This is a genomic window from Novosphingobium sp. NPDC080210 (genome assembly GCF_050281025.1).
GTDB lineage: Bacteria > Pseudomonadota > Alphaproteobacteria > Sphingomonadales > Sphingomonadaceae > Novosphingobium.
The window spans coordinates 1121303-1146487 of the sequence record NZ_JBNNWL010000001.1 but is presented as its reverse complement, the minus strand read 5'-3'; the positions used below and the strand labels follow the sequence as shown (position 1 = coordinate 1146487).

Annotated in this window: 27 protein-coding genes; 20 read left to right on the top strand and 7 right to left on the bottom strand. The window is 61.7% G+C overall.

Translation table 11 applies throughout. The features are described 5' to 3' along the window. Positions 1-2 precede the first annotated feature (2 nt). The 17 genes from ACQKOE_RS05505 (at position 3) to ACQKOE_RS05425 (ending at position 17402) form a co-directional block, all read left to right on the top strand. Complete coding sequence (locus ACQKOE_RS05505; protein WP_427511890.1) at positions 3-1637, top strand: alpha-glucosidase; 1635 nt, start codon at positions 3-5, stop codon at positions 1635-1637. Then, positions 1637-3673, top strand: coding sequence for a glycoside hydrolase family 97 protein (locus ACQKOE_RS05500; RefSeq protein ID WP_427511889.1), 2037 nt, complete (start codon positions 1637-1639; stop codon positions 3671-3673). Before ACQKOE_RS05505 ends, ACQKOE_RS05500 begins: the two co-directional genes overlap by 1 nt. Positions 3674-3694: 21 nt before the next feature. Further along, positions 3695-4969, top strand: a complete 1275-nt coding sequence (locus tag ACQKOE_RS05495) for a sugar MFS transporter (protein WP_427511888.1) — start codon at positions 3695-3697, stop codon at positions 4967-4969. A gap of 598 nt (positions 4970-5567) precedes the next feature. Continuing rightward, entirely contained in the window at positions 5568-6179 is a 612-nt protein-coding gene (locus ACQKOE_RS05490) for a hypothetical protein (RefSeq protein WP_427511887.1), read from the top strand. 108 nt (positions 6180-6287) lie between these two features. After that, positions 6288-6899 (top strand): hypothetical protein, encoded by a 612-nt coding sequence (locus ACQKOE_RS05485; RefSeq protein ID WP_427511886.1) that lies wholly within the window; start codon positions 6288-6290, stop codon positions 6897-6899. Positions 6900-7004: 105 nt separating this feature from the next. Next, complete coding sequence (locus ACQKOE_RS05480) at positions 7005-7619, top strand: hypothetical protein (RefSeq protein WP_427511885.1); 615 nt, start codon at positions 7005-7007, stop codon at positions 7617-7619. Positions 7620-7703: 84 nt separating this feature from the next. Further along, complete coding sequence (locus ACQKOE_RS05475) at positions 7704-8315, top strand: hypothetical protein (RefSeq protein ID WP_427511884.1); 612 nt, start codon at positions 7704-7706, stop codon at positions 8313-8315. 59 nt (positions 8316-8374) lie between these two features. Continuing rightward, on the top strand, positions 8375-8986 hold the full coding sequence (locus ACQKOE_RS05470) for a hypothetical protein (RefSeq protein WP_427511883.1): 612 nt from the start codon (positions 8375-8377) through the stop codon (positions 8984-8986). Positions 8987-9068: 82 nt separating this feature from the next. Further along, positions 9069-9662, top strand: coding sequence for a hypothetical protein (locus ACQKOE_RS05465; protein ID WP_427511882.1), 594 nt, complete (start codon positions 9069-9071; stop codon positions 9660-9662). A gap of 76 nt (positions 9663-9738) precedes the next feature. Then, complete coding sequence (locus ACQKOE_RS05460) at positions 9739-10332, top strand: hypothetical protein (RefSeq protein ID WP_427511881.1); 594 nt, start codon at positions 9739-9741, stop codon at positions 10330-10332. Positions 10333-10404: 72 nt separating this feature from the next. Continuing rightward, positions 10405-11016 (top strand): hypothetical protein, encoded by a 612-nt coding sequence (locus ACQKOE_RS05455; RefSeq protein ID WP_427511880.1) that lies wholly within the window; start codon positions 10405-10407, stop codon positions 11014-11016. Between the two features lie 101 nt (positions 11017-11117). Next, positions 11118-11726, top strand: coding sequence for a hypothetical protein (locus ACQKOE_RS05450; protein WP_427511879.1), 609 nt, complete (start codon positions 11118-11120; stop codon positions 11724-11726). Positions 11727-11833: 107 nt separating this feature from the next. Further along, complete coding sequence (locus tag ACQKOE_RS05445) at positions 11834-12454, top strand: hypothetical protein (protein WP_427511878.1); 621 nt, start codon at positions 11834-11836, stop codon at positions 12452-12454. Positions 12455-12703: 249 nt separating this feature from the next. Further along, entirely contained in the window at positions 12704-13324 is a 621-nt protein-coding gene (locus ACQKOE_RS05440) for a hypothetical protein (RefSeq protein ID WP_427511877.1), read from the top strand. 294 nt (positions 13325-13618) lie between these two features. Further along, a complete protein-coding gene (locus ACQKOE_RS05435) occupies positions 13619-16081 on the top strand; it encodes a fimbria/pilus outer membrane usher protein (protein WP_427511876.1) in 2463 nt (820 codons plus the stop codon). 26 nt (positions 16082-16107) lie between these two features. Further along, complete coding sequence (locus ACQKOE_RS05430; protein ID WP_427511875.1) at positions 16108-16896, top strand: hypothetical protein; 789 nt, start codon at positions 16108-16110, stop codon at positions 16894-16896. 26 nt (positions 16897-16922) lie between these two features. Beyond that, positions 16923-17402: a hypothetical protein gene (locus ACQKOE_RS05425; RefSeq protein WP_427511874.1), complete on the top strand. Its 480-nt coding sequence runs from the start codon at positions 16923-16925 to the stop codon at positions 17400-17402. A gap of 80 nt (positions 17403-17482) precedes the next feature. Here the strand turns inward: ACQKOE_RS05425 and ribH are convergent, their stop codons facing one another. The 3 genes from ribH to ACQKOE_RS05410 form a co-directional block, all read right to left on the bottom strand. After that, positions 17483-17902, bottom strand: a complete 420-nt coding sequence (gene ribH, locus ACQKOE_RS05420; protein ID WP_374591038.1) for a 6,7-dimethyl-8-ribityllumazine synthase — start codon at positions 17900-17902, stop codon at positions 17483-17485. 4 nt (positions 17903-17906) lie between these two features. Continuing rightward, positions 17907-19178, bottom strand: a complete 1272-nt coding sequence (gene ribB / locus ACQKOE_RS05415; protein ID WP_427511873.1) for a 3,4-dihydroxy-2-butanone-4-phosphate synthase — start codon at positions 19176-19178, stop codon at positions 17907-17909. Positions 19179-19306: 128 nt separating this feature from the next. Then, complete coding sequence (locus tag ACQKOE_RS05410) at positions 19307-20200, bottom strand: response regulator (RefSeq protein WP_427511872.1); 894 nt, start codon at positions 20198-20200, stop codon at positions 19307-19309. 253 nt (positions 20201-20453) lie between these two features. On the opposite strand from ACQKOE_RS05410, the gene ACQKOE_RS05405 reads away from it, so the two are divergent. From ACQKOE_RS05405 to ACQKOE_RS05395, 3 genes are read left to right on the top strand one after another with little or no spacing between them, the layout of a single operon-like run. Further along, the gene (locus ACQKOE_RS05405; protein ID WP_427511871.1) at positions 20454-20651 is read left to right on the top strand and encodes a histidine kinase dimerization/phospho-acceptor domain-containing protein; all 198 of its coding nucleotides are present in this window, start codon (positions 20454-20456) and stop codon (positions 20649-20651) included. A 35-nt stretch (positions 20652-20686) separates the two neighbouring features. Then, entirely contained in the window at positions 20687-21238 is a 552-nt protein-coding gene (locus tag ACQKOE_RS05400) for a heme NO-binding domain-containing protein (RefSeq protein WP_427511870.1), read from the top strand. Further along, entirely contained in the window at positions 21235-22806 is a 1572-nt protein-coding gene (locus tag ACQKOE_RS05395; protein ID WP_427511869.1) for an ATP-binding protein, read from the top strand. Before ACQKOE_RS05400 ends, ACQKOE_RS05395 begins: the two co-directional genes overlap by 4 nt. Before the next feature lie 9 nt (positions 22807-22815). Here the strand turns inward: ACQKOE_RS05395 and ACQKOE_RS05390 are convergent, their stop codons facing one another. The 4 genes from ACQKOE_RS05390 to ACQKOE_RS05375 all read right to left on the bottom strand — a co-directional run bounded on the left by ACQKOE_RS05390 (position 22816) and on the right by ACQKOE_RS05375 (position 25146). Continuing rightward, positions 22816-23415, bottom strand: coding sequence for a response regulator transcription factor (locus ACQKOE_RS05390; protein ID WP_427511868.1), 600 nt, complete (start codon positions 23413-23415; stop codon positions 22816-22818). Between the two features lie 264 nt (positions 23416-23679). After that, positions 23680-23859: a Flp family type IVb pilin gene (locus ACQKOE_RS05385; RefSeq protein ID WP_427511867.1), complete on the bottom strand. Its 180-nt coding sequence runs from the start codon at positions 23857-23859 to the stop codon at positions 23680-23682. Positions 23860-24140: 281 nt separating this feature from the next. Beyond that, positions 24141-24566, bottom strand: coding sequence for a DUF6766 family protein (locus tag ACQKOE_RS05380; RefSeq protein ID WP_427511866.1), 426 nt, complete (start codon positions 24564-24566; stop codon positions 24141-24143). Next, the gene (locus ACQKOE_RS05375; RefSeq protein ID WP_427511865.1) at positions 24559-25146 is read right to left on the bottom strand and encodes a CinA family protein; all 588 of its coding nucleotides are present in this window, start codon (positions 25144-25146) and stop codon (positions 24559-24561) included. Before ACQKOE_RS05375 ends, ACQKOE_RS05380 begins: the two co-directional genes overlap by 8 nt. Positions 25147-25185: the final 39 nt, after the last annotated feature.

The window sequence follows — 25185 nt, the reverse complement described above, 5'->3', positions numbered from 1 at the left end:
CCATGAACTCGCTTTCCCGCATTCAAGCCCCTGCCGCGCAATCCGTCACGCATCCGTGGTGGCGCGGTGCCTCGATCTATCAAATCTACCCGCGCAGTTTCATGGATTCCAACGGCGATGGCATTGGCGACCTGCCCGGGATCACGGCCAAGCTGGACTATGTCGCGGCGCTGGGGGTGGACGCGATCTGGATTTCGCCGTTCTTCACTTCGCCGATGAAGGACTTCGGCTATGACGTGGCCGACTATTGCGGCGTCGATCCGATCTTCGGCACCCTGGCCGATTTCGACGCACTGGTGGCGCGGGCCCACGCGCTGGGCCTGAAAGTCCTGATCGATCAGGTTTACGCCCACACTTCGGACGAGCATCCGTGGTTCGCCGAAAGCCGCCAGAGCCGCAGGGGTGCGCGGTCGGACTGGTACGTCTGGGCCGATGCCAAGCCGGACGGTTCGCCGCCATCCAACTGGCAGTCCGTGTTCGGCGGCCCGGCCTGGACCTGGGACGCGCGGCGCGGGCAGTATTACTTGCACAATTTCCTGCCAGAGCAGCCGCAGCTCAATTGCCATGTCCCCGCCGTGCAGGATGCCCTGCTGGATGCCGCGCGGTTCTGGCTGGAGCGTGGGGTCGATGGCTTTCGGCTGGATGCGCTGAACTTTGCGATGCACAATCCGGACCTGACGGACAATCCGCCCGCGCCGGAGGACGGCAAGGTCCGCACGCGTCCGTTCGATTTCCAGCTGCACCTGCACAACCAGTCGCACGCCGCGATCCCCGCCTTTATCGAGCGGATCCGGGCGCTGTGCGACAGTTACGGCGCGGTGTTCACCATGGCCGAAGTGGGCGGCGCCAATGCCCTGGCCGAAATGCACGCCTACACCCAGGGACAGGCGCGGCTGAACAGCGCCTATGGGTTCGATTTCCTTTATGCCGACCGACTGACCCCCGCCCTTGTCGCACAGGCCCAGGCCTGCTGGCCTTGCGATGGCGAGCACGGCTGGCCCAGTTGGGCATTCGAAAACCACGATGCCCCGCGCGCATTGTCGCGCTGGTGCGCGGCGGACCAACGCGATTCCTTTGCGCGGATGAAGGCCGTGCTGCTGACCAGCCTGCGCGGCAATCCGATCGTCTATCAGGGCGAGGAGCTGGGGCTTACCCAGGTCGACATTCCGTTCGAGCGGCTGCAGGACCCCGAAGCGATTGCCAACTGGCCACTGACCCTGTCGCGCGACGGTGCGCGCACTCCGCTGCCCTGGGTTGCGCAGGACGAACACGGCGGCTTTTCCGTCGGCGCTCCCTGGCTGCCCCTGGGCGAGGACAATCTGGCGCGGGCCGTTGACCGGCAAGAGCAAGACCCGTCGGCCTTGCTGCACCTGACCCGCCAGCTGCTGGGCCTGCGACGCGAGAACCCGGCCCTGCGCTGGGGCGGCTACGCGGTCTTGCATGCAGACGAATGCAGTCTTGCCGCGCGGCGCAGCGACGGTAAGCAATCGATTGCCTGCGTGTTCTACTTCACTTCACAGGCCGTCCCTTGGCCGGATGGAGTGGGAACGACCGGAAAGATACTCGCGTCAGTCAATGGCGCGGATTTGGGAACGCTGCCGCCCTTTGGCGCGCTGCTGATAGAGGAACAAGCCTGATGCGTTTGATGCCCGTCCTGGGGGCCGCTGCTGCCCTTGTCGTTGCCGCCCCGGCCATGGCCGAGGCCAAGGGCACTGCTACGGCGACTTCGCCCGGCGGTGTAGTCAGCGTTGAAGTGTCCACCGATGGCGATGGCCGCGCGCTCTATGCGGTCAGCCGCAATGGCAAGCCGGTGATCGCGCCTTCGCGCCTGGGCTTCCTGTTCACGGACGTGGCAAAGATCGACCGGCGGCTGGAAATCACCGGCACCGAAACGCGCGACTTCGATGATACCTGGACCCAGCCGTGGGGGGAGTGGACCAGCATCCGCAACCACTACCGCGAACTGAAGGTCCACCTGCGCGAAACGACCGCGCTGGCCCGCGTGTTCAGCGTGACGTTCCGCATTTACGACGACGGCGTCGGCTTCCGCTATGAATTCCCGCAGCAGCCCAACATGGCCAAGACCAACATTGCCGAAGAGCTGACCGAATTCGCCTTTGCCCAGGACGGCACCGCCTGGTGGAAGCCCGCCTTCCTGTGGAACCGCGAGGAATACCTTTACAACAAGACCCCGCTGTCCGCCGTCAGCAATGCCGACACACCGATTACGATCAAGCTGGCCGACGGCACTCACGTTGCCCTGCACGAAGCGGCGCTGGTGGACTTTTCCGGCATGGCCGTCTCGCGCACCGAAGGTACCACGCTGCGCGCCGCGCTCCATCCGGGGGCAGGGCGGCCCAAGGTGGAGAAGACCGGCGCCTGGAACACCCCCTGGCGCACGCTGATCATCGCCGACAATGCGCCTGGCGTCTATCAGAGCCACCTGATGCTCAACCTCAACGAGCCGAACAAGCTGGGCGATGTCAGCTGGTTCAAGCCCGGCAAGTTCGCCGGGGTCTGGTGGAACATGATCAAGGGCGAATGGACCTGGGCGCGCGGGCCAAAGCACGGCGCGACCAATGAAAACGTCAAGCGCTACATCGATTTCGCCGCCGCCAACGGCATTCCGCAGGTGCTGGTCGAAGGCTGGAACGTCGGCTGGGACGGCGACTGGTTCGGCAATGGCAACGACATGGACTTTGCCCAGCCGACCGAGGATTTCGACGCGAAGATGCTGGCCGCCTATGCCAGGAAAAAGGGCGTGCGCCTGATCGGTCATCACGAAACCGGCGGTGCGGCCAGCCACTACGAACAGCAGTTCGACAAGGCGTTCAAGTTTGCCGCCGATCATGGCTACATGGTGGTCAAGACTGGCTATGTCACGGATGCCGGACAGATCGAGCGGGTCGATCCGGATGGGACCAAGTACCGCGAATGGCATCAGGGCCAGTGGATGAGCAACCACTTCATCCGCGTCGCCGAAGCCGCCGCGAAGTACAAGATCGCCTTTGACAGCCACGAACCGATCAAGGGCACCGGCCTGCAGCGGACCTATCCCAACTGGGTGGCACGCGAAGGGATGCGGGGGATGGAATACAACGCCTGGCCAGGCAAGAACCCGCCAGAGCATGAAGCCAACCTGGTCTTCACCCGGATGCTGGAAGGCCCGATGGACTTCACTCCGGGCGTGCTCAGCCTGAAGGGCAGCGACGACAGCAATATCCTGTCGACCATTGCCAAGCAGCTGGCGCTCTATGTCGTGATCTATTCGCCGGTGCAGATGGTGGCCGACACGCCGGAAAACTATGCGAAGTATCCCGGCCCGATGAAGTTCATTCGCGACGTCCCGACCGACTGGTCCGAAACCCGCGTCCTGAATGGCGAGATCGGCGACTATGCCACCATCGCCCGCAAGCAGCGCGGAGGCGAGGACTGGTATCTGGGCGCGGTCGGCGATGAAGAGGCGCGCAGCGTCAGCTTCAAGCTCGACTTCCTGAGCCCGGGAGCAAAGTACGTGGCCGAGATCTACCGTGACGGCGACGATGCCGATTACCGCACGGACAAGCGCCATTCGATTGTGATCGAGCAACGCCGCGTCAGCAGCGCCGATGAAATGAGCCTGCGGCTTGCGCCGGGCGGCGGGGCCGCGGTCCGGTTCCGGCGGATCAAGTAAGGCAGACGGGAGAGGACGATCATGGCTGTAACCACTGGCAAGGCACCTGCCGAAACGCAGGCCGAACACATCGACGCGCCGCAGTTGCAGCTGTTCGTGATGGGGCTGTTCTTCATCTTCGGCGGGATCACCTCGCTGAACGACGTGATCATTCCCAAGCTGAAAGAGCTGTTCACGCTCAGCTATACCCAGGCGATGCTGGTGCAGTTCTGCTTTTTCACCGCCTATCTGGTGATCGGAATTCCCGGCGCGCGGCTGGTCAAGCGGATCGGTTACATGCGCGGGGCGGTGGCCGGGCTGGCGACGATGATGGCGGGCTGCCTGCTGTTCATCCCAGCCAGCCAGACCGCGACCTATGCCCTGTTCCTGCTGGCCCTGTTCGTGCTGGCGAGCGGGGTGGTGATCGTCCAGGTCGTGGCCAATCCGCTGATTTCGTTGCTGGGCAAGCCGCAGACGGTCCACAGCCGCCTGACCTTTGCCCAGGCGTTCAATTCGGTGGGGACGACGGTGTTCCCCTATTTCGGCTCGATCCTGATCCTTGGCGGACTGGCGGCGGTCACGGCGGACCAGCTTTCGGGCGTGGAACTGGACGCCTATCGCACGGCGGAGACGCAGGCGATCGTGAATGGCTACCTCGGCATTGCCGCGGCTTTGGCCGTCGTAGCCGGGGTGGTCTGGCTGTTCCGCGATGCGTTGAAGGGCGAAAAGCATGAGGAAAGCACGGGGCTGGCCGGTCTGGACCTGCTGAAGCGGCCGCGCTTCGGCTATGGCGCGCTGTGCATCTTCCTCTACGTCGGGGCAGAGGTTTCGATTGGATCGCTGATCGTCAGCTACCTCATGCAGGATCACGTCATGGGCCTGCAGGAACAAGCCGCAGGCAAGCTGATCGGACTTTACTGGGGCGGGGCCATGGTCGGGCGCTTCATCGGCTCGGCCGTGCTGCGCATGGTCAGTCCGGGCAAGGTGCTGGCGGGAGTGGCCATGGGCGCGATTGCGCTGATCGGGCTGTCCACCCAGACCAGCGGCGACCTGTCAGGCTACAGCCTGCTCGCCATCGGCCTGATGAACGCGATCATGTTCCCGACCATCTTCACCCTGGCCTGCGAGAAGCTGGGCCCGCGTGCGGCGGACGGATCCGGGATCATCAACGTCGCGATCTTCGGCGGGGCAGTCGTCCCGCTGCTGACCGGGGTGATTGCCGACGCCACCGGCAGCCTGGCCCTGGCGCTGCTGCTGCCGGCGCTGTGCTACGCCGTGATTGCCGGGTTCGGCTGGTACGCCCGCCGACCGGCCTGACCGCGCGGGCAGGTCATACCCGCCCGGTCAGCGACATGTTAACCAATGAGCCTGGCCCAGACCGCGCGGTTTGGGCTATGTGCTTACAATTGTGTCATTATATCTTTCCAATTGGCTAAGGCCGTGGTAATGCTACCGCGTCATTAGGCAAAAAGTGCCGAGTCCGGATTCGTTCTGCAGACTGGCCCGGGGGTCGCATCCCGAAAAAATTGAAACACTCTGGAGTAGCGGCGCCCTATCAGGTCTCCCCGATGCCAGCGTTAATTGGCCCGCGTCGCACGCATGCTGATTAATGAAGAAGTATAGTTAACGAAGTCTTCCATTCCGCACCGAACAGATGGTGCCCTTTTTTGGATGGACTTCATGCACTGTTCAATTTTGCCGCAGATTTCCGCGAGTTAACTTTTGTCCGGCAACTGTCCCGGGATGGGACGGGGCGGATTAACCCATTGATTTAAAACGAATTCAGGGTAGGTACGGCCCCCTAGGTCGAATCCGGCCTGGAAAGTTAATACTGCCAGTTACGCTCCGAACTTTCGTGTGGGGTTCAAGTGACGCGCCAAATTTGGTCGGGCTGGCATCAGACAGGATGAATCAGATGTTCAAGAAGGTTAGCAAGCTCGCCATCGCCGCCGCCGCCATCGCTGCTCTGCCGGGCGTTGCTCATGCCGGCACCGCCACTGCCCAGGGTCAGGCCGTGCTGAACGTGATCAACCAGTGCACCGTCACGGGCAAGAACGTGAACCTGGGCACCTACACCGCCTCCAACACCTGGGGCCAGGTTGGTGCTGCGCTGGGCAGCTACAACGGCACCACCTACACCCCCGGTTCGCTGGGCCAGGAACACCTGGACTTCGGTTCGGTCACCTGTGATGCCGGCACGCCGTACACCCTGTCGATCAAGGGTGGTTCGTCCATCGTTCCGGGCGCGATCAGCATCGCTCACAACGGCAAGACCGCAACCTTCCTGCCGGGGATCAAGAAGCTGGCCGGTAATGTGGTTGCCGACACCTCGGCCATCTATGCCGGTACGGGCGCCCAGGTCGGCACTGCTACCCTGTCGGCCACCGGCACGGGCACCGCGCAGACCCTGTTCGGCAACGTCACCCTGAACTTCGCAGTTGGCGGCACTGCTGCTCCGCTGCCTTCCCAAACTCTGGGCGTTGCCGGCACTGCCAACGACACCCTGAACTACACCCTCAACTTCTAACAAACCGGCAAAGGGGAGGTGCCTCCTGACGAGGTGCCTCCCTTTTCCATTCGTTAGAAGCGACCGCATTAGAATTACTCCCAAAGATCTGCATTCAAAGGACAAATCATGATCAAGAACCTTTCCAAGCTTGCCATCGCCGCCGCCGCCCTCGCTGCTCTGCCGGGCGTTGCTCATGCCGGCACCGCCACTGCCCAGGGTCAGGCCGTGCTGAACGTGATCAACCAGTGCACCGTCACGGGCAAGAACGTGAACCTGGGCACCTACACCGCCTCCAACACCTGGGGCCAGGTTGGTGCTGCGCTGGGCAGCTACAACGGCACCACCTACACCCCCGGTTCGCTGGGCCAGGAACACCTGGACTTCGGTTCGGTCACCTGTGATGCCGGCACGCCGTACACCCTGTCGATCAAGGGTGGTTCGTCCATCGTTCCGGGCGCGATCAGCATCGCTCACAACGGCAAGACCGCAACCTTCCTGCCGGGGATCAAGAAGCTGGCCGGTAATGTGGTTGCCGACACCTCGGCCATCTATGCCGGTACGGGCGCCCAGGTCGGCACTGCTACCCTGTCGGCCACCGGCACGGGCACCGCGCAGACCCTGTTCGGCAACGTCACCCTGAACTTCGCAGTTGGCGGCACTGCTGCTCCGCTGCCTTCCCAAACTCTGGGCGTTGCCGGCACTGCCAACGACACCCTGAACTACACCCTCAACTTCTGATCCTGATCGGGTGGCGCTCCGCTCAGGGGTGCCACCCCTCGGACTTCCATGCGTCGGGCAGTGTCGGTGGTGCGGCTGGACGTGACAAAATACAGGGATAGATTCATGCGTAATTCGATTATCAAGGCTGCCATTGCCGCCGCTGCGATCGCAGCTCTTCCGGGCGCAGCCCAGGCCGGCACCGCGACTGCAACCAACTCGGCCAACTTTGCTGTGACCAACCAGTGCTCGGTAACGGGCGCTACCGTGAACCTTGGCTCATATACCAGCAACACCACCTGGGCGCAGGTCGGTGCTTCGCTTGGTCTTCGTAGCACTGGCTTCACTGCTGGCTCGAAGGGTTTTGAGTACCTGGACTATGGTTCGATCACCTGTGACTCGGGAACGCCTTACACCCTGACGATCAAGGGAACGAACGCTACTGGCAATGCCGGTACCGCAAAGATGACCCTGAATGGCAAGACCATCCGGCTGGAAATGGGCATCAAAAAGCTTGATGGCGTAACTCTCCCCGATAGCAGCGCTGCATGGCCTGGCACCGGCCGTCAGGTCTGGAGCAGCCCTGTGAGCGGGACCGGAACCGGCAATCCTCAGGTCCTGCTGGGGAACATGACGGTATACGCGCTCGCTGCAACGGATCCGACCTTTGCCGCCGTGACCGACACTCTCGGCGCTGTGGGGCAGTATTCGGACACGCTGACCTACACCCTGACGTTCTGATTGGACGGGGGAGGGCGTTCTGCGGATCGCCTTCCCCTTTCCCCGACAACCAGCTTCACCCCGGGGCTTTCTAGGAAAAAGATGATGAACAAGATCATTTCCAGGATTGCGCTTGTTGCGGCCGCCGTGGCTGCAGTTCCGGGCGCGGCGCAGGCTGGTACGTCCATCAGGACCACCAACGCCAGCTTCAATGTGGTGAACCAGTGCTCGATCTCTGGCGCCACAATTGATCTGGGCACCTATACGACCCAGCAGACCTGGGGCGACCTGGCCGCCTCGATCGGGCATCTCGATGTTGGTAGCGCCGTCTACACCGCGGGTAGCCGCGGAAATTGGCTGACGAAGCTGGGGACCATTACCTGCCAGAACAACCTGTTCTACGGGTTCACCATCCACGGCTCCAGCAATGATCCGCAGGCGAACAAGGCGGTTGAGCTGACGATCGGCGGAAAGACCGCGCGGCTCCAGCTCTATGTGACGAAAGTGGGCGGCGACTTTGCCGTCGATGATAATATTCCAGGCCGGGGCATCGGCGTCGGTGCGGATCCTGTTCCGTGGATCGGATATGGCGTGCCGCAGGACATTGAGGGCAGCGCTCTTCTCCTCACCACGGCCACCACCACGGCACAACTGGCGGACAAGTTCGCCGCGGCCGGAACCTATGTCGACACGCTGACCTACACCCTGACCTTCTGACCAAGCACGGCGCGGCCACTGGCTGCACTCGCTGCAACACATACGAAAGAGAGACTGTCATGATCAGCAAAGCTTCGAAACTGACCCTCGCCGCTGCCGCCGCGCTGTGCCTTCCCGCCGCCGCCCAGGCTGGTACGTCTACGGACACGAAGACTGCCAGCTTCACGGTGGTCAACCAGTGCTCGATCACGGGCGCCACGATTGATCTTGGTACCTATACGACGCAGCAGACCTGGGGCGATCTGGCTGCAACGATTGGCCATCTCAACATCGCTGGATCTGTCTACACAGCGGGCAGCCGCGGTGAAGCGTTGATGAAGATCGGATCCATTACCTGCGACAACAATGTGCCTTACGGCTTCGATATCCGTGGCTCGAGCAACGACATCCAAGCGGACAAGGCCATCGAACTGACGATCAACGGGAAGACCGGCCGCATCTTGATTTATGCCAAGAAGTTGGGCGCAGCCGTTATCAGCGACGAATTTATTCCGGGCAGGGGTGCAAGCCTCGGCTGGGACTTTTTTTACGGTTCAGGAACCGGATCGGCCCAAGATATTCAGGGCAGTGTCCTGCTCTACTCAACTGACAGCACCACTGCGCAGTTGTCCGACAAGTTCGGCACGCCCGGAACCTACGCCGACACGCTTACCTACGTTTTGAACTTCTGATGCAACGCGGCGCGGCCAGCACGGCCGCGCCGCACCCAGTGCTGACGGCGCTGGCCGGGCAACACGCGAAAGAACCAATGTCATGATCCACAAAGCATCGAAACTGGCCCTCGCTGCCGCCGCCGCGCTGTGCCTTCCCGCCGCCGCCCAGGCCGGGACGAGCACCACCACCAGCACGGCGTCGTTCAACGTGGTTCAGCAATGCGCAGTGACCGGGGCGACCGTGGTCGTTGGCACTTACATCGCCGGGCAGACCTGGTTGGATTTGGGCAAAGACATCGGCTACACCACGGCCCCAGGCGCTTTCACGAAGGGCACCAAGGGCAACCAGTACGCCAACTTCGGATCGATCCTTTGCACCAACGGCACTCTTTACACGATCAACATCAAGGGCAGCGGCGGGCTAGGGTACATAAATTTCAACATGAACAACAAGACCTATGTTCTGGCACCCTTCGTAAGCAAGATCGGTAACTTCACCATATCAGACGCATCGGCGTCCTACCCAACCATGGGCAATAACGTGGCCAACAATTCGATCGGTTCAATCGGTACGGGCCTTCAGCAGCCCATCCTGGGTTCGGTCATCTTCATGCAAACTGTAGACACCTTTTTCACTGATACCCTGCCTGCCGGCAAATATGTCGACCCGCTGACCTATACGCTGACATTCTAAAGCCTACACCGGCGCGCCCCCCAAACCTGCGCCGGTTGAAGGGCAAATCAACCTGATTGGACAAGGACATCCGCCCATGAAGCGCAATCTTGCACTTTCCGCCCTGGCAGCAGCCGCGCTGTGCCTTCCCGCTGCCGCCCAGGCAGGGACGAGCACCACCACCAGCACGGCCTCGTTCAACGTGGTTCAGCAATGCGCAATTTCGGGCAAAATTGTCGACCTCGGCACTTACACCGTCGCTCAAACCTGGGGGGATGTTGCCTCGGACCTTGGGTACCAGCCGGATACCGGTGGTTTCGTTGCCGGGAGTAAGGGAAATCTTTACGCCGATTACGGTTCGGTGTTGTGCACCAATGGAACGCCGTATTCGCTTGTCGTTCTGGCAAGTGGTGGGACGGGTGTGGCCCGGTTCACACTTGCCGGCAATACTACCGAAATGTACATGTTCATCAAGCAGATTGGCAATTCTACCCTCCCGGATACCGCCACATTCTGGCCTAATCTCGGTCAGGGCTCGGCAAGTGTCGGTTCCATTGGAACCACTGGGACCGGTTCCGCACAAGTCATCAAAGGTAGTTTTCTGGTGATGCAGCGCGACTCGTCTCATTTCCAGCAGAAGATGGTCGCTGGGCAGCATGTCGATCCGCTGACCTACACCCTGACCTTCTGATCCACCAGCGCGCCCCCGTTTTGCGCCGCCTGGAACATTGCTCAAACACTGATTGGACAAGGACACCAACCTGTGAACCACAAGCTTGCACTTTCGGCCCTGGCCGCCGCCGCCGCACTGGCACTTCCCTCCGCCGCCCAGGCCGGGACGAGCACCGCCACCTCCACGGCCTCGTTCGCTGTTGCCGATCAGTGCACAGTCACGGGCGCGACCGTGAACCTGGGCACCTATACTTCGACCCAGACCTGGGGTGACGTCGCGGCTGTCTGGGGATCGAGTGAAGGCAACACCCGGTACATCGGCACGAAGGGCACGGAAGGGCTAGAGTACGGTCAGGTCCTCTGCTCGAACGGGCTGCCCTATACCCTGGTCGTGAAGGGGAACTGGAGCACCGGATTTTCGTCCACTTTCGTGATCAACGGACGGACCACCTACCTTGTCCCGATGTTCAAGTCGCTGGGCGGCGTGGTGCTGCCGGACGTCAACAATTCGAACATCGTCGGTTTTGGCACCCGCGCAAGCTTCAACATCAACGGTACCGGAACCGGCGTGGCGCAGGTTCTGCGGGGCACGATGCTGGTCGGGATCGATGCTGCCGGTACTCCTAACGGCACGTTCCGCTCTACGCAGCTCGCGACCACCGGCCAGGTGAGCTCGCCGCTGACCTACACCCTGACATTCTGATCCGGCGGCGCGCTTTCCCTTGAAGGCGTGCTAACGGATTTTGCATCATTGTGCAGTAACTTAGTCGTCCGTAAAACCAATCTAGAAGGGTGCACTGGCACATGATCATATCCAAAAGCTTGTTCCGGACGGCACTGGCGCTGGGTCTGGTCGCTGTGCCAGTGAGTGCTCAGGCCGGAACGACCACGGCGGTCAGCAACGTCGCGGTGGAGCTGGCCGCGCAGTGCACGGTTACCGGGGCGACGGTGAACATGGGAACCTATCGCTCCACCCAGACCTGGGGCGATGTGGCTAGTGTTTTGGGTTCCTACGGCGAGAATGGCGCGGTCGAAGGTTCAGCCGGAATGGAAGCGCTGGAATTCGGCAGCGTGAATTGTTCTGCAGGTGCACCTTACACGCTTGTGGTAACGGGCAATGACACTAACAATTCGTATTTTATGGTGAACGAGCAGTTCATCTTCATGATCCCCATGTTCAAGAGCCTGGGCGGGACGCCTCTGCCGGATGCGAACACGTCACAGTTCGGCGGTTTCGGCACGCGGGCAAGCTTCCCGATTTCGCACGTCGGAACCGGCGCGCCGCAGGTTCTCCGTGGCACGATGCTGATCGGGATCGAGGAAACCGGCGCCTTTGGAACGGTTCATCCGCAACAGCAGATCGGCACGACCGAGCAGCTCAGCACTCCTCTCAGTTACGTCTTGACCTTTTGATCCGGCGCTGGATCACGTATACGTATATTAACCAAGCTATTGAATTAATTTGATAATAAGTGGGAAGCTATACCGACCGAGGACGATAACCCCGGAAGGAAATGCAAATGTCGTTTTACTCCAAGTTGCTCATGACCGCCTGCGCCCTCTGCGCCGCAGGTTTGCCTGGAATGGCCTATGCCGGAACCTCCACAGGGACCGGAACCGCGACGCTCAATGTGGTCGACCAATGTTCTGTCACCGGCGCTACGGTTAACCTGGGCACCTATACCACCAGCCAGAGAATTGAAGATGTGGCGATTGAGCTGGGCGACATGTGGACGGCTTACACACCCGGCAGTCGCGGACAGTCCTACCTGACCTGGGGAACCATCAACTGCAGTAATGGCCTCCCCTATTCGCTTTCGATCAAGGGTACGTCGGTTGAGGCCCCGTCGCCTGGAGGAATCCAGTTTGCCTGGACCGATGCGCAGAATCTCGACTACAGGGCGAATTTCGACATTTACGTCAAATCGATTGGTGGTGTTGCAGTTGCGGACTCCAATGGTTTGGCAGTTGGTGCCGGCGCAAAAGTAAACACGGATCCCGCCTCCGGCACTGGTACAGGTACTGACCAGGAAATCGTGGGAAGCGTTGCATTCAATTACCTTGCATCGATGTCCCTCTACTCCACCAAACTCCCGAGCGGTACTCACGTAGACACGTTGTCTTACACCCTCACGTTCTGATTCCGGCACCGGGGGCAGCGGTTCGTATTTCGTGGTGAACGACCAGGTCATCCAGCACGCCCAGGCTCAAAAGTCTGGGCGGGACGTTCCTGCCGAATACGAACCCCCTCCGGGCTGGACTGTCCGGTATGCGAGCAGGCTATCCGGTTTCAGGAAATGAATAAGTATTTTAACTAAGCCGCTGAATTTATTGGTCAACAGGCGGCAGACTATACCGACCGTGGATCATGATCCCGGAAGGAAATTCAAATGTCGTTCTACTCCAAGTTGTTCAAAGCCGCCTGTGTCCTTTGCGCGGCAAGTTTGCCGGGAATGGCCCATGCTGGCGCGGTCACAGCGACCGGAACCGCCACGTTCCAGGTGGTGGACCAATGCTCCGTGACCGGCGCGACGGTTAACCTTGGCACTTATAGCACGAGCCAGACGCTGGCCGATGTGGCGGCGGAACTGGGCAACATGGAAGCGGCCTATACCGCCGGTAATCGGGGGCAGTCCTACCTGACCTGGGGGTCGGTCAACTGCTCAAACGGCGTGCCTTATACGCTTTCGATCAAGGGTACGTCCGTTCAATCCTTTTCCCCGGGCGGAATTCGCTTCGCCTGGTCAGATGCGCAAAATAACAATTATACTGCGATCTTCGACATTTACGTGAACTCAATCGGTGGAACCACGGTTGCAGACTCCAATGTCCTGGCAGTCGGTGCTGGTGCCAAGGTTAATACCGACGCTGCATCGGGCGTTGGTAATGGGGCCGATCAAGTCATTCTGGGCAGCGTTGCTTTCAATTACGATGCTTCCATGTCCCAATACTTCGACAATGTGCCCGGCGGCGCTCAAACCGATACGCTGTCTTATACCCTCAACTTCTAATCTCAGGTCGGGGGATGGCCGCGCATCGGCCGTCCCCGGTGCAACGTTTACCCTTCCATCCGGCTCGTTTTGGGACTGTCTGATAATCGGCAGCCCGCAAGCGTTGCAATTTCTCCGGACTGGAATAGGTGAGGATTTATTATTGAAATTTAGGTAGATAACCGTTCATTCGCGATTCGTTTCGGCGGCCTTTGGGACACTCCCGCAGTGTCGCCAGCCGGATCGCACCGTTGGAAAAAAACAAGAGTGTCGCACCCTCGTAAACTTGCCTTTTGCAGCGTTGCCCTGCGCGCTGTGGCTGCTGCCACGGTCGCTGGATCCTGCCTGACGCCCGCCTGGGCGGCCGATGCGGGTTCCGGTTCGGGTTCGGGGCAGGAAGTGCGCCTGGCCGTTGCGGTTCCTTATGACCTGGACTTCATCCGCAAGAGCCCCGTCAGCGAACCGGTTGCGGCGGCTCCGGCCGTGGCGACCTTCATGGGCGAAAGTCGCCAGCGCACCGTTATCGTTAACGGCGTGGAATACGGTCTGGGCGTTACCGGCGTTGCCAACGACAAACTCTACATGCCGTCGAACCTTGCTGCGGTTGCCGGACTGGACTGCGGTGAAATGGTCATGGCGGGTGAGGACAGCCTGTGCGCTGTCGCCGTGCGGAATTTCTGGACCGAGGGCGACCGTCTGTTCGTGGAATCGAGCGATAAGCTTGCCGGGGGTACTGTCGCGCTGGAAACCGCGCCCGAACTGAAACCGGCGACTGTCGCGTTCCTCAACTATGACACCAATTTCGTGTCCAATCCCAATGGTGGCCTGGCGGTCTACGGCACGCTCTCGCCCTCGTTGCGGATCAAGGAAAACGCGATCGACGTTGACGCGAGCTATTTCCAGAACCTCACCTCCGGCAGCGACAAGACTTCGGTCAAAAGCCAGATCACCGTCAATTCCTTCGTCTTCCGCCGCGAATGGTTCGAAGAGCGTCTGCGCGTCTCGGTCGGCCGGACCAGCGGGGTCGGGCGCGGCCTGATGGGCGGCGAGCGGTTCGACGGGATCTCGCTGGAGCGGTTCAATTCGGACGACGTCGGTTCGGTTCCGACGGCGGGGCGGCGCCCGATCACCGGCTTTGCGACCGGTGCAGGGGTCATCCAGTACCGCGTTGGCGACAAGGTCTACAAGCAGCTGCCGGTGCGCGAAGGCAAGTACGACATCAGCTCCGAATTCCTCTCCGACGTGCCGCAGGGTGGGCGCCTGGAATTCGTCGGGCTGGATGGCGTTGCCCGCGAATTGTCGATCCCGACCGACCTTTCGGTCAGCTATGCATTTTATCGCCCGGGCGATTTCAGCTTCAACATTCAGATGGGCGGGTTGAAGACGCCGCAAGGACACATTCCCTACGGCAATCTCGGCGGGCGTTACGGCCTGCTGCGCGACCTTACGCTCGATCTTGGCGTCTCGGCCACCGACCGGGCCTTCGCGATTGGCGGATCGTTCAGCCTGCGCCTGCCTTCGATCCTGGGCGCGGTCAGCGTGGCGGGCGCGACAAGCCGGGGCTGGGGCAAGAATCCTGGGCCGTTCGCCTCGACGGTCGATGTGAACTATTTCAACCGCTTCGGCAGTGTGTCGTTCGACCTGTCGCATCGCCAGTACTTCAACGGCGGCTATCGCGGCCTGGGCATTGAGCAGGCCGCAGTCTATTCCAGTTCGATCACCCAGACCACGCGCGCAGCAGTGGGTCTGCCGGTACCGTTCCCGGGCAGCGACATCTCGCTGCGGGTCGTGGCGGAGCGTTCGATCTACAGCAATGCCGACCTGGATAACCGCAGCATCCAGGTCGACCTGAGCCGCAGCCTGGGCAAGCTGGGCAGTGCATCGCTGCTCGGGCGTTACGGGCGCGATCAATTCGGCAAGACCTTTTCCAGCGCGATGCTCAACTGGGTGGTTCCGCTCGGCGGACGCAAAGGCCTCAGCATGAACCTGGATACCAGCAAGGGCGACGGTTCACCGCGCGAGAACCGTTACGGCGCGACCTTCTGGGGCAGCATGGGCGGTTCCTATGGCATGGGCGGGAACTATCAGATCTCGATCGACCAGGACGCCCGGATCAATGCCGATGGCGCCTATCGCACGCGCTTCGGCAATTTCAACGCGAGCCTGAGCCGCGAAGCCGGTTCGCGCCTGTTCGGCAACATGGGCGTTCGCGGTGCCCTGGTAATGGCGGGCGGCGGTCTGATCATGACCCGGCCCATCGCGGATTCGCTGCTGGTGGTTCGGGGCAAGGAACTGGCCGGATCCGAACTGTTCGTGCCGCCTGACATGGAGGGCCGGACCCGCTTCAACGGTGCGGGCTATGCCGTTATCACCGACCTGCCGTCCTATCGCCGGATCAACCTGGCCTTTGACGAATCCGGACTGCCCCTGGGCACGGAAATCTCGCAGGACACGCTCAGCGGCTCGCTGCGGCCCTATCGCGCCTATGTGGTCGATGTGCCGGTCAAGCGTTTGCAGCCGCTGCGAATCTACCCGAACCTCCCCAAGGAGGCCTGGGCGCGCGGCAATGCCACTTCGGGCAACAGCTTCGCGCCGATCGAAGTGGACGGCACGCTCTATTTCAATGCCTGGCCCGACGTCGGCGTCCCGCTCGAGGTCACCTGGCAAACTGAAAAAGGCGTGCAATCCTGCTCCATCGAACTGCCGGCACCACCCTTGCCGACGGAAGGAAGTACCGCGTTCGATCTGGTCGAATTGCGTGACGTCGAATGCAAATGAAAAGAGGACAAGTAATGCGCGGTCTAATGAAATTTGCCTTGGCGGCAGTGGCGATGCTGATGGCCCATCCGGCCCTGGCATCCATCAACTTCGGCAATCCCTATGTCTTTGCCAGCCAGGCCGAGGCAGAGAAGGGTATTTCGCTCCCCCTCTACGGCGGCAGCGAGCGCGAGGTGAGCTACGTCTCGGTCCGCGTCTATCGTTGGGTCCAGACGGCGGACGATGCCTATGCGCTCGAACCCGCTCCCGAAGTGGCCGTCTTCCCCCAGATGGTCCGGCTCGAGCCGCAGGCCCGCGCCAGCGTTCGCCTGGCATGGTCGCGTTCGGCCACGCCGATTGACGAGCGGTATTACCGCCTGATCCTGGAAGAGTTCGACCGTCCGGGCGAAAGCGACAAGGGCAAGGACACGGCCGTTCTGGGCTTCCGCGTCCGTCCGCGCGCTTCGCTGCCGATGGTGATCTACAGCCGCAACGACCTTCCGCCGGCCCAGTTCAGCGCCAAGTTCGAAACCGTCATGGTGGACGCTGGGCCAATGGCAAGCGCAGAAGCACCCGCCAATGGCGAGAAGAAGATGGTGGAACAGCGCGTCGTGCGGGTTACCAACAGCGGCGGAACCTATGGCCGCGTCGCCGGTTTCCGCGATGCCAAGGGCACCGTTTACAACGCCATGGTCTATGTTCTGCCCGGATCGACGGCTGATGTTGAACTGCCCGCAGTTCAGGACACGAAGGGTCTGGAACTGCTCTACACCTCGGGCCGTGCGGAACATGTCCGCAAGGACAAGGACCCGCTGCGGTCCGCTCCGATCCAGTGATGTTCCCAGGCAGGCAGGAGTTTGCCATGACGCTGTCCGCTCGTCATTTGCCCCTTCGCGCGATGGCTGCCTGCGCGGCGCTGTGGGGAGCGGGGCTGCCCGCGGTTAGCCACGCCGCTTGCAGCCCGATGCCCAACATCTCGCTGGGACGCGTCACTTCCGCGCCGCAGCTCCAGGCCATGCAGGGCAGGGCTGAGGGCGGCACCCTGGTGCGGGGAACCTCGGCGCCGATTTCCGTCCCGCTTACGGGATGCTCGGAAACGCTGACCACGTCAGTGCGGGCAGAGCGCGTGACCATGAGCAAGGACGGCCAGACGCTTACCTTGGCGCCGTGGCTGGTCAGTGTTGACGGCAATGCGCTGCCATCGCCCAAGGATCTCTCGCAATTCGCGCATGAGTTCGTGGGCAACGTGACGCTGGGCCTGGTTTTCGTGCCGGTCAACGCGCCCGCAGGCATGCGCTCGGGCCAGTACAACGGACCGCTGGTCTTCACCTTTACCGACTGACCGCGCGCGGCGCGGTCCAGTCCGGTGCAAAACGAGCACCCGCCGGTCCAACAGGTCCGGCGGGTGTTTCATTTATTGGCTCAGGCGAAGCGTTCGCGCAGGGCGAGCAGGGCGAGCGCGGCCTTGGCTGCTTCGCCGCCCTTGTCCTTCTGCTTGGGGTCAGCGCGGACGAGGGCCTGCTCTTCGTTCTCGACCGTCAGGATGCCGTTGCCGATGGCAATGCCGTCCATGGTGAGAGCCATGATCCCGCGCGCGGATTCGCCGGCGACGATTTCGAAGTGATAGGTTTCGCCGCGGATCACCACGCCGATGGCGACATAGCCGTCGTAGAGGTCGGCCTGGTCCGCCAGGGCAATCGCGCCCGGAATTTCCAGGGCGCCCGGTACGGTGATGACTTCCACCTCATGCCCGGCGGCCTTGAGCGCGGCGCGGGCGCCATCGACCAGCATGTCGTTGAGGTGGTCGTAGAAGCGGGCTTCGACAATAAGGAAACGGGCCAAGGTCTTATCCTTCCTGGATCGGGCGTTCGCCCACGATGTTAAGGCCGTATCCTTCGATGGCGACGATATGGCGGTGCGAATTGGTGAGCAGGATCATGTCGTGAATGCCAAGGTCCGCGAGGATCTGGGCGCCGATGCCGTAATTGCGCAGGTCCATCTCCGGCTCTGCGGCGCGGCCCAGTTCAGCGGTCAGCCGCTCGCGCGAGCTGGGCATCAGCAGGACGATCACGCCCGCTTCCTCCTCGCCCACGGCAGTCATCGCGCGCTGCAAGGTCCGCTTGCGCGGTCCCGGCTGGCCGAGCACGTCGGAGAAGATCGACATCGAATGCATCCGCACCAGGGTCGGCTGACCCGGGACCACGTGGCCCTTTTGCAGGACGATGTTGATCGAACCATCGACCTTGTTGCGATAGGTCTTGGCGGTCCAGTCCCCGCCATAGTCGGAGGTGAAGGGGGCTTCGCTGATGCATTCGACCAGGCGGTCGTGCTTGCGGCGGTATTCGATCAGGTCGCGGATCGTGCCCATCTTCAGGCCGTGGCGGCGGGCGAACGGAATCAGGTCGTCCATCCGCGCCATGGTGCCATCGTCGTTCATGATCTCGCAGATCACGCCCGAGGGGTTGAGGCCCGCCAGGCGCGAAATGTCGACCGAGGCTTCGGTATGGCCGGCGCGGACCAGAACGCCGCCATCGCGGGCAATCAGGGGGAAGACGTGGCCGGGAGTGACGATATCGTCGCGGCCCTTGCCCGCGTCGATCGCCACGGCAACGGTGCGGGCGCGGTCGCCGGCGGAAATGCCGGTGGTAACACCCTCGCGCGCTTCGATCGAGACGGTGAAGGCGGTTTCGTGCCGGGTGCCGTTGTTGCGGCTCATCAGTTCCAGGCCCAACGCGTCGGTACGCTCCTTGGTCAGGGTCAGGCAGATCAGGCCGCGTCCGTGGGTGGCCATGAAGTTGATCACATCGGGCGTTGCCATCTGCGCGGGGATTACCAGGTCGCCCTCGTTCTCGCGGTCCTCATCATCGACCAGGATGAACATGCGGCCGTTGCGCGCTTCCTCGATGATCTCCTCGATGCTGACCAGCACCGGGCTTTCATCGCTGTCCCAGAGGAACCGTTCCAGCTTGCGCAGGGTGTCGGTGGTGGGGTTCCAGCCATCATCCGTGCAATCGCGCAGGGTGTTGGCGTGAAGACCTGCCGCGCGGGCTAGGCCGGAACGGGACATGCCGCCGTCAGTGACGAGGCGGCGAACGCGATCGATGATGTTGCTCGACATGAGAATCGCCATGTCACATTTCGATGTGAGCGTCAAACGCGCGCATCACATCAACGCTCGGGCCGAGTGTTAAATCGATTGTTCCACTTTGGCACCGATCTTTTGCCGGGGCCTGAACGGCAGGGCGATCAACCGGGTCGGCGCGGGTCCAGGGCTTCGAACGATGAGGTCAGATAGCGAGTCATCAATTCAAGCGCATGCGGCTCAAGCTCCAGCAAGGTCCGGCGCTTGTCGCCCGGGTCCGCCTCGCGCTTCACCAGTCCGGCCTCGACCAGCTGATTGACGTGGCGCAGCGCGGTGCTGAGCGGAACCTGCGTCGATGCACAGGCGCTAGAGGTTGGCACGGGCTCACCCTTCAGGCCAGCGGCGGCGAGATCGAGCAGGATATCCCAGGCCGGGCCGGACAGGATCTGCGGATCGAAGAACTTGGACCGGCTCTGGCGATCCTTCATTACCCGGGCCGCGAACGCCTGTAGCTCGTCCACGCTGGGTTGGCGGCGGCTGACGTCCTGCGGTGCTGGTTGCGGAATGGCAGTTTCCGGGCGGCGTGCCGTGGTCTGCGACAGGGCAAGCAGCTTGAACTGGGCGGCCAGGCGCGCCCAGCGCGCCGTTGCGCGGCGCAGCGAAGCGGACAGGCCCTCCAGAGACACCGGCTTTTCCAGCATGTCCACCGCATTGGAGCGCATGGCGCAGATCGCCGTGTCGATGCTCGATTGGCCAGTGATGATGATGGCGACGAGCGGGCGTGCGCTCATGAACCGTTCCGACAGTTCTTCCAGCAGGGTCAGCCCGTCCATGCCCGGCATTCGCACGTCGGTGATGACCAGGCCGATCCGGGCGTCGCTGGCGATCAGCCGCAAGGCGCTGGCCGCATCGGATGCCTGGTGGCAGGGATAGCCCAGGGCTTCCACCAGTTCTCGATACTCCACCAGGCACTGCGGATCATCGTCCACGATGACGACATGGCACTGTGCCGAGGCCATTTCTGTAGCGTCGATAGTGGTCATCTCTGCAAGCATCATCGGTCTCTGTTGTTTTATGTGTGCGACTACGACATCAAAATCTGACCCTGTCGCGCCACTACCCCAGAGGCCTGTTGTTGGCGGAATCAAATTATTGCCGAAATGGGACCGATTGCTGATGCAATTGAGACGATTCGTGTTGGGCTTGGGGGTAATTGCAATTAAGAAATATACATTAATTAGCAAAACCGATCCAATTCGCCCCAAGACGGGTTCAAGATTGGTTGGCTGGCCGACAAGGACGGATGGCAACATGACCGATACGGCGAAAAGATCGCATGACCTGCGCCAGCCGCTGAACGTCATCAGTCTCGCCGCGGCCAACCTGCGCGCGCGCCTGGGGCCGCGGCTGGATCCGGCGGATGCGGACTATTTGAATGAAAAGCTCGACCGGATCGAGCAGCAGGTGGCCCGCGCGGCAGAACTTATCGAGCGGAAGACGGATCGTTGATTGAGGCAATGCAAGGCGAGGTCGAATAAGGCGGTATGTACGGAGTAATCCATCGCGCAGTGCGCCAGATGGTGCTGGACCGGGTGGGCCAACATGCGTGGTTGGAAATCGAATCCGCCGCCGGAATCGGATATTCGCAGCTTATCAGTGCCGAACTTTACGATGATGAAGTCACCCTCGCGCTGCTGGGCGGGGCGGCGCGGCGCACGGGGATCGATATGGACGAGTTCCTGTTCGAATTCGGCCGTTACTGGATGGGTTATGCGCAGCGCGGTTCCTTCGGCGCTATCCTGGATTTCACCGGGCACGACTTTCCCACGTTCATCAGAAATCTCGATCGCTTGCACGACAGTGTGCGCGAAGTAATGCCTAAAGCCGAAATGCCGCGCTTTGCGCTCGTGTCGGAACGCGAGGGGGAAATGCTGGTCGAATACCGTTCGATCCGGCAAGGGCTGGGGCCATTCGTACGGGGCCTGCTCCACGGTCTTCTCGATCGTTTCGGGCTGATCGGGGAAGTAACGATGAGTCCTGGCGAGAGCGGCGAGGTGCGTTTCCTGATCTCACACCAGCCGGGGAGCGGCGCTTGAAGTTCGAGCTTGGCAAGCGGCAGCGCGATGCCATCTTTCCGGCCAATATCATGCTGGACCGGCAACTGCGCGTGGTCGCACTCGGTCCATTTGTCCGGCGGCGCTTTCCCGAATTGGCGGTTGGGGCGTCCCTTCTCGATCACTTTCAGCCAGCCGCAGCGGGCGTGGATACGACCATCGAGGCGGTCGCCGGGACCGAAACGATGGTCAACCTAGCCTCGCTCTCCTCCGATGAAGTCCTGTGCGGTTGGGTCATACCCTTTGACGGGGGCTATTTCCTCGCCCTGCGCCTGGCGCCCGCCGGTTATGCCCTGGAAAACTCGGGCCTGCAGATCAGCGATTTTGCGCCTGGCGATCCTGCCATCCACGCGCTGCTGATGTTCAGCATCCAGCGCGCGGTGCTGGAAGAACAGCGGCTCGTCGCGCTTGAGCTTGACCGGGCGCGCCAGTTGAGCCTGGACCTGGTTAACCGCATAACCCGAGCGGCGGGGTTCCTGGCCCACGATTTCAACAATTTCCTTTCGATCATCAAGCTCAACTGCGAGCGGTTGAAATTGAAACTGGCCGATCAGCCTCGCCCTCTGCGCCTGGTGGAAATCATCGCCGGTGCCGCCGCGCGGGGATCGGCCGTCACCCGTTCGCTGATGACCTTGTCCTACCAGCGCAACGACACGCGCATTCCCATTTCGATCGACGCGCTGATCGAGGAGAACCTGGCCTTTTTCCAGACCACTGTCGGGGCTCGCGTCGAACTGGACCTGGACCTGAATGCGCAAGGGGCGACGGCAATGGCCAGTCCCGTTGCCGCGCTGAATTGCCTGGTGAACCTTTTGATCAATGCGCGCGATGCCATGCCAAGCGGCGGCACCGTGCATTTGTCGACCGCGCTGCTGGCGGGGGATCAGGCCACCGGACAGCAGATCGTGATCGAAGTGATCGACGACGGGGAGGGGATGTCGGCCGAAGTGTGCGAGCGCGCCTTTGAACCGCTGTTTTCGACCAAGTCCCATGGCAACGGCCTGGGGCTGCCCTCGGTCCTGGAATTTGCCACGGATTCGGGCGGCAGTGCCCGCATTGCTTCGAACCCTGGCACTGGGACGCGGGTCACCGTGTCCCTACCGTGCTTCACACCGCCAGGCGTTGCGGAGATCGAGATTGTCGGGGCGGAGGCGCGTGAACCAAGCGCAATCGCGAAAACCGGTCCAGCTGCCGAAGCGCTGATGCCCTGGGTTCTGGTGGTCGAAGATGAACCTTACGCCCTGGAGGCGCTATGCGAATTGCTGGACAGCAGCGGCTTTCACGTCACCGGCGTTGCCAACGGCCAGGCTGCCGCCGAGGAACTGGCGCGGAACCGGTTCGAAATCTTGCTGACGGACATTGTCCTGCCGGGAGAAAGTGGCGCTCAGCTGGCAAGCAAGGCCTGCGAGATGGATCCGGGGCTGAAAGTCGTCCTGATGAGCGGCTTCGTGCCACAGGGCGAAGAGCTGAAGGACGACTGGATGTTCGTGCGCAAGCCGATTGACGCCCGGGCAGTGACCGAATTGCTTCGCGTCGTTACCCGGGCGTGAGTCTGTAATCTAGACTTCGATCCCCGCTTCCAGCGCAATCCGCACGGCGTCGGGCGAATTGTTGGCGTAAAGCTTGCTCAGCATGTGACCGCGGTGGATTTCCACCGTGCGCGGGCTGATCCCCAGCTGCTCGCCGATGGCGCGGTTCGAGAAGCCGCGCGTCATGTAAGTCAGGACTTCCTTTTCACGCGGGGTGAGGCGCTCGATCAGCTTGCGGGCAAAGGCCTGCTTTTCTGCGCGGGTCCATTCGGTTTCGGCAACGGCCTGGCAGTTGTCGACGGCTTCCTGCAGGCTTTCCGGGTCAAGCGGCCACTGGCAATAGTCGGCCGCGCCGGAACGGATCGCCTGGACCACGTTCTTCGGGGGCGGGTCCTGCGAATAGACCAGGGCGCCAACCAGTTGCCCTTCGCGCTGGCACCAGTTGATCACGTCGCGGACCAGGGTCCCTTCGTCGTGAACCATCAGGACTGCGCGGTCGTGCGACTTGGCGGCGAATTCCTCGAGGCTTTCGAACGGCTCGACATGGCGGCCGGCGGAAGCGAGGGCATGGGCGATACGGGCGCGACGGGCGTAGTCACCATCGACAAGAGAAACGGGTGCGTGGGTCATGCCCGATACCTAGGCAGTCGGCGCTACGCATTAAACTTGAGTTAGTTCCGAAACGCGAGAACCTTGCTGCCGATTTGCGGGATAACCCCTAGATCGCTTCCAAAACGGTTAGAATGCCTTTGTCGGCCTTCTGCTGCTGCCGCTCCGCCAAGGCATGACCGGGCCTGTAATGGCGACGATTCGCTGCGGCTGGCCCAATCACAAGCGGCGGAGGACCGGAGGCACCCCGCCGCTGCAACTGAACATCATGAAAGTGGGATCGCCTCAGTTGCCAGCGTTGGCAGCCTGCAACGACGATGAGGCAGTATTGAAAGTCGTGCTCAGTTCGCTCCCCAGCCCTTGCAGGGCCGTCATTGCCGCGACCGAAACCAGAGCTGCAATCAAGCCGTACTCAATCGCCGTCGCTCCCATCTCGTTCTTGAGAATGCTGTAAAACTTTTTCATCGCCGTTCTCCATTCAATCTTTCGAGCAAAAGACTGCAATTCTGCAAGATGAAGTCGTATTCGTGATTGAAAACTTATTTCTTGAATCCGAATCACGTCTTTCAATTGCAGGTCGCAACATGGAGTGGAAAGATTTTTACGGCATTAGCGAGGTAATGTAACAATTTGCTAGGTGAACATACTTATAGAGAAGGTTCGCGATGCTTGCTATTTGAACTGCCGTGGCGTCCGGCTCAAAGCGACCCGGCCGGACGTCACAACCTTCTGCAATCACCGGGCAATCAGCCGTGCGGCTTGGCGCTGCCGCCGTGGCGCAGGAAGCGGCGGTCGATGTCTTCCATTTCCGCCTGAACCTGGTCGCCGCCATGCAGGCGCAGCAGGAGGTCGATCTTTTCCTCCATGCGGTCGTCGTTTTCCTTGGAACTGGGGGATCCGACGTAAAGGAAGTAGGCCAGGCCGACGACTTGCCACAGCAGTTGCAGGAATTCGGACTGCCAGTTTTCGAACGTGTCGCGCAGCATCTGGTTCAGGTATTCGGCCCATTCTGGCGCCTGTCCGTGCTCCTGCGCATCGCCGACATAGCTGCGCCACCCGAAGTACCAGTGCAGGCCCAACGATACTGCAAAGAAGCCCAGGGTAATCCAGGCATAGGCGTATTTTCCCAGCACGCCGTGGCGCCACGCGCTGCGTTCCTGATCGTCAGCCATTGTCGTCTCCCGCAATCCTGAAGGGCTTGCCCTCTCCCGCAAGAATTTCGCCGAGCAATTCCAGCGCGCCGCGCGCGGCGAGCAGGCGAACGTCCTCACGCCCGCGCGGGCCAAAGTGGCATTCGCGGTGGATCAGCGCTCCTTCGCGCGAGGCGGCGGCGATATGGACCAGGCCTTCCTCGTCACGGCGACCGGCGGGGCCGGCAAATCCGGTAATGGAAACGGCAATGTCGGCGCGCGAATTGTCGAGCGCGCCCTGGGCCATGGCAACCGCGACTTCGCGGCTGACCGCGCCATGGCGGGCGATGACGATAGGATCGATCCCCAGCAGCTCGGCCTTCGCCTCTTCGCTGTAGGTGGCAAAGCCGCGTTCAAACAGGCCGCTGTGTCCTTCGATGTCGGTCAGCAGCGACGAGAGCAGGCCGCCCGTGCAGCTTTCCGCGCTGGCGATCCGTTTCTTGCTCTTCTTGGCGGTCTTTAGGACGTTTTCCGCCCGTATCAGCAGTGCCTCGGCTCCATCGGGCATGTCCGATCCGATCGTTTCGCTCTGCGGATCGGTTGGCCCTGTTGACGCGGTCATGCTCGAATCCCCTTCTTGGATGGTGACATGGACAACAGC